At 66.5% G+C, this 4,304-nt stretch carries 6 protein-coding genes; 1 reads left to right on the top strand and 5 read right to left on the bottom strand.

All coding sequences use genetic code 11. The features are described 5' to 3' along the window. The 4 genes from I6U14_RS09410 to rpsF all read right to left on the bottom strand — a co-directional run. On the bottom strand, positions 1-425 hold a 425-nt coding region (locus I6U14_RS09410; protein ID WP_296898748.1), incomplete at its 3' end, for a DnaB-like helicase N-terminal domain-containing protein. A gap of 377 nt (positions 426-802) precedes the next feature. After that, positions 803-1,252 carry a 50S ribosomal protein L9 gene (rplI, locus tag I6U14_RS09415; protein WP_296898750.1) on the bottom strand — a complete coding sequence of 150 codons (450 nt, stop codon included), beginning with the start codon at positions 1,250-1,252 and terminating at the stop codon, positions 803-805. A gap of 127 nt (positions 1,253-1,379) precedes the next feature. Continuing rightward, positions 1,380-1,604: a 30S ribosomal protein S18 gene (gene rpsR, locus I6U14_RS09420; RefSeq protein WP_296898752.1), complete on the bottom strand. Its 225-nt coding sequence runs from the start codon at positions 1,602-1,604 to the stop codon at positions 1,380-1,382. 51 nt (positions 1,605-1,655) lie between these two features. Beyond that, positions 1,656-2,069 (bottom strand): 30S ribosomal protein S6, encoded by a 414-nt coding sequence (gene rpsF / locus I6U14_RS09425; protein ID WP_296898753.1) that lies wholly within the window; start codon positions 2,067-2,069, stop codon positions 1,656-1,658. Positions 2,070-2,578: 509 nt separating this feature from the next. Between rpsF and I6U14_RS09430 the strand changes: the two genes are divergently transcribed. Then, positions 2,579-3,076, top strand: coding sequence for a hypothetical protein (locus I6U14_RS09430; protein WP_296898755.1), 498 nt, complete (start codon positions 2,579-2,581; stop codon positions 3,074-3,076). A gap of 18 nt (positions 3,077-3,094) precedes the next feature. Here the strand turns inward: I6U14_RS09430 and I6U14_RS09435 are convergent, their stop codons facing one another. Continuing rightward, the gene (locus tag I6U14_RS09435; RefSeq protein ID WP_296898757.1) at positions 3,095-4,225 is read right to left on the bottom strand and encodes an FAD-dependent oxidoreductase; all 1,131 of its coding nucleotides are present in this window, start codon (positions 4,223-4,225) and stop codon (positions 3,095-3,097) included. Between the last annotated feature and the right edge of the window lie 79 nt (positions 4,226-4,304).

Below are 4,304 nucleotides of genomic sequence, written 5' to 3' on the forward strand. Positions count from 1 at the left end.
CCGGCCTTGATGAGCTGGCGCAGCACCGAGTTGAAGCGGATGATGCGGGCGTAGTGCGCGGCATTGGCGGCGCTCGCCGTGTTGCGGTCGATCTCCGCCAGGTAGTCCATGCCGCCGACGTCGGTCAGCAGCTTGCGCTTCTCCAGCGTCTCGGCCAGCGTGACGACGTCGAAGGGCTGATCGTCATCCGCCAGCAGCGCTACGGCGCGGAAGATCAGCTGATGCTCGCGGCGGTAGAAATCCACCTCCCGCACCTTGTCCGCCACCAGCTCCCAGGTGCCGTTCTCCAGCATGAGGGCACCGAGCAGGGACTGCTCCGCCTGGACATTGTGCGGCGGCACGCGCATGCCCTCGAAGGCTGCGCCGGCGCTGAGATCGCCGCCGAACGGCGCTTCCCCAGGGGGTTCATGGTCGTCGAGATCCACGGGGCATCCTCCTGTTTGGACTGGGAAAACGGCCGATCAGCCACGTCTCGGCCAGGTCTTGGCCAAGCGTGCGGCGCAGTCTCAGCGGGCGCTGGGGTGAGGGAGGATTGTCGGCCCAAGGATGCCCTCGGGCAAGGGCCGCTCGGCGGCCGGCAACAGAGTGCGAGTCAGGGGCGTACAGACGGCCCGGCGACCGCCGTCTAGAGCTGGCTCGACCGCGCGAGCCCATGCTGACACGAAGGATGGTGACCGACGAATCAAATCTGCCGGCAGTTAGGGTTACCGTCCCCGTATTAGTCCCCAATACGCCGCTACTATGGAACAGCGACGGCGCCTAAATTGTGGGGACGGTAACCTGAATTCGTCTGCGTTTCTGATCAGCCCCCGGGGACGACTTCGAGGAGGATGACGACGCTCACGTCCGAGTGCAGTTGCACCTCCACCTCGTACTCGCCGATGTTGCGGAAGGGACCCTGGGGCAGGCGCACCTCGCTCTTCTCGACCGGATAGCCGGCTTCGGAGAGCGCACCGGCAATGTCTGCGGTGCCGACGGAGCCGAACAACCGCCCTTCTTCACCCGCCTTGCGCGGGACGGTGACCGTCAGACCCTCGAGATGCTCGCGGCGGCTCTCAGCGTGGGCGAGCGCTTCCGCGGCTTGGGCCTCCAGCTCGGCGCGCCGCTCCTCGAAGGCCTCCAGGTTCTCAGCGGTGGCGGGCACCGCGGCGCCCTGGGGTATCAGATAGTTGCGACCGAAGCCCGGGCGCACGGCGACCTTGTCGCCGAGGTCACCGAGGCCGCCGATCTTCTTCAGCAGAATGACGTCCACTAGGGGTTCCTCGAAAATGCTGTTCTAGAGCCGCCCTTCGCCCGGAACAAGACAAGCCGCGCGTCGAACGAGTCGCTGGTACGAGCTTGTGCCGTGGGTGGCCGACAATCGGCAGACACCGCGTCAATCAGTGCCCGTCGGTGTAGGGCAGCAGTGCCAGGAAGCGCGCACGCTTAACGGCATCGGCAAGCTGGCGCTGGTACTTGGCGGAGGTGCCGGTGATGCGGCTCGGCACGATCTTGCCGGACTCGCTGACGTAAGCCTTGAGCAGGTTGAGATCCTTGTAGTCGATCTCCGTGATGCCTTCCGCCGTGAACCGGCAGTAGCGCTTGCGGCGAAAAAAGCGGGCCATAGTGCGTATCCTCTCGGTGCTGGGTTAACAACCTGGGGCCTTGCGGCGGCCTCAGGCGTCCTCACGACGCGGGCGGGAGCCGCCTTCCTCGTCGCGGCGGGGGCGGCGCTCGCTGCTGCGCTCACCGCGCTCGTCGCCGCCCTCGTCCTCGCCCTTAAGCAAGGGCGAGGGCTCGGTCACGGCCGCATTGCGCCGGATGATGAGGTTGCGCAGCACCGCGTCGTTGAACCGGAAGGCGTTCTCCAGCTCGTCCAGGGCCTCCTTGTCGCACTCGATGTTCATAAGCACGTAATGCGCTTTGTGCACCTTGTTGATGGGATAGGCAAGCTGGCGCCGACCCCAGTCCTCCAGCCGATGGATCCTGCCGCCGCGCCCCTCCAGGTTGCTGCGGTAGCGGTCGATCATCGCCGGCACTTGTTCGCTCTGGCTTGGGTGCACCAGAAACACCACTTCGTAATGTCGCATGGGTCTCCTCTCGGATCATGAGCCTCCCGACATCCAGGCCGGATGCCTGGCACGTGCGGTGAGGCAAGGAGTACGCCGCCCAACGTCAGCGCCGCCGCTGCGGTAACCGCCACAGCCAACGGCAGGCAACAGGCGTCGCGTCACAGCAGAATGCTGACAGTGAAGCGTTTCGGGCATTTCGTTTCCCGCGACAGACGCGCACGCCATGCCGCGCAGGCAGTCGCCCAGGCTTCATTTAAGCAGCGAAGCCTGCCATTATGCGCTGCTGCGCGCGGCAGATCAACCGAGCGCGTCAGGACGAGACATCTGCGCTGACGTCGCAGCCGCGCGCCGCCGTCCGCAATGTGCATAGCCCGCAGCCGAGTCCGGCTGCCAGGCAGTGCCCCGACGTGTTCCGGCGGTCCGGCCACCTTGGCAACTCGCGTGTCCTCGCAGGACAATGAGCAGTCATCCCGGCTGCGCGGCCCGGCGCGGTTCCGGATCGTCCCCGACCCGAGAAAAGGCGTCCCATGCTCCGCTCTCTGCTCATTGCGCTCTGCTCCATCGTCCTTGCCGTTGCACTCACTGCGTGCGGTTCCTCGGGCGGTGGCCCTGGGTCCATCGCCATCGCCAACGACGAGACCTACCGCGGTCCCCTGGCCGCAGCGGTATCGCCGGTGCAGTTCAGCGGGGCCTCGGCGACAGACCGCAATTGGCTGCAGCGTGAAATCGTGCGCACGGTGGGCGAGTCCGGCGCCTTCGCCACCGTATTCCCACTCTCCGCCCGCGGCGAGAGCAACGAGGCGGAGGTGGTGATCGATCCCGCCGTCGTCAGCGTGGAGCGCTACAGCGGCGGCCTGAATCGGGTGGACTTGCGCGTGCGGGCATGGCGCAAGACCACGGGCGCCGTCGGCGTGGACCAGGTCTACCGCGGCAAGCGCCGAGGCCAACAGAGCGCCATCGTCGATGCGGCGAGCGCGGCGGCCAAGGACCTGCGCCGCAAATACGGCGAGCGGCCAGTGTACTAGCCCTCAGCCCTCAGCCCTCTAAAGTCGATACTGCCGCAGATACCACCACTCGAAGCCCCGCTTCAGCCAATGGAAGGCGACGGAGTTGGGCAGAATCCAGTTTCGCTTCTCGGTGCGCCAGACCACCATGCCGCGGTCATTGGCGTCGACGATGCAGAGCAGCTCCACGTCGAAGGTGGCATCCGCGGCCTCGCCCTTGAATTCCGCCACGAGATTCTTGGCCGCCGCCTTGGCCTGAAGGTCTGCCATGTGCGCCTGCTTGGGCATCCAGTCGGGCCCCGGAAAGCTGCCGGAGTCGCCGACCACATAGACGCGCTCGGTGCCCGGTACCCGGCAGTGCGCATCCGCCTGGATGAGCCCGCCCGGCGAGCGTGGCAGCTGCGTGCTGTCGAACCACTGGTTGCCGGTCATGCCGGGCATGAAGACGATGAGATCCGCCGGGATCTCGCCGCCTTCGGTCATGACCTTGTCGGCGGTGAAACCCTTCATCTTGTGTCCCAGGTGGGTCTCGATGCCCACCTTGTGCATCTCCCCCAGGAGCTTGTCCACAGCCTTGGGCCCGAGCCGGTTGCCGGGGCGCTCCGCCGGGGTGAAGAAGACAATACGGAAGCGCTCGCGGCGCCCCTCCCGGCGCAGCTGGCGGTCGAGCCCGAACAAGAACTCGAAGATGGGCCCGCCGCGCATGGACGAAGGCTCCTTCGGGTTGCCGGCAAACCCCATGGCCACGGTGCCGCCGTCAAGCGCCTTCAGCCGATCGCGAATGGCCTCGGCGGCGGGGATGCCCTCGCAGGGGGTGATGGCATGCTCGATGCCCGGCAGCTTTTTGATGAAGCGCCCGCCGCTGGCAATGATGAGGCCGTCGTTGTCGATGTCGCCGTCGCTGGTGTGCAGCGTGCGGCCGTCGTCGCTCAGGCCGATGGCCTCGGCCGCGTGGTGTGTGACCTGCATGCGCCGGAAGAAGGACACCAGGTCGATGCGCAAATCCTCACCGCTGCGCAGACCCGACGGCACCCAGATGAGGCCCGGGTAGTAAACGAACTCGGGCTTCGGGCTCACCACCGTGATGTCGAGGCTCGGGTCGGCCGCCCGCAGCGACGAAATGGCGGTGAGCGCCCCGAAGCCGGAACCGACGATACTGACGCGTGGCATGGGATCTACTCCTCGAGGGAAACTGTTTTCGCGAGTTGGCACCAGACCCGCCTGCGGAGGGTTTCGCTGCGCCTAAGGA

Source organism: Thiohalocapsa sp., assembly GCF_019695415.1.
Lineage (GTDB): Bacteria > Pseudomonadota > Gammaproteobacteria > Chromatiales > Chromatiaceae > Thiohalocapsa.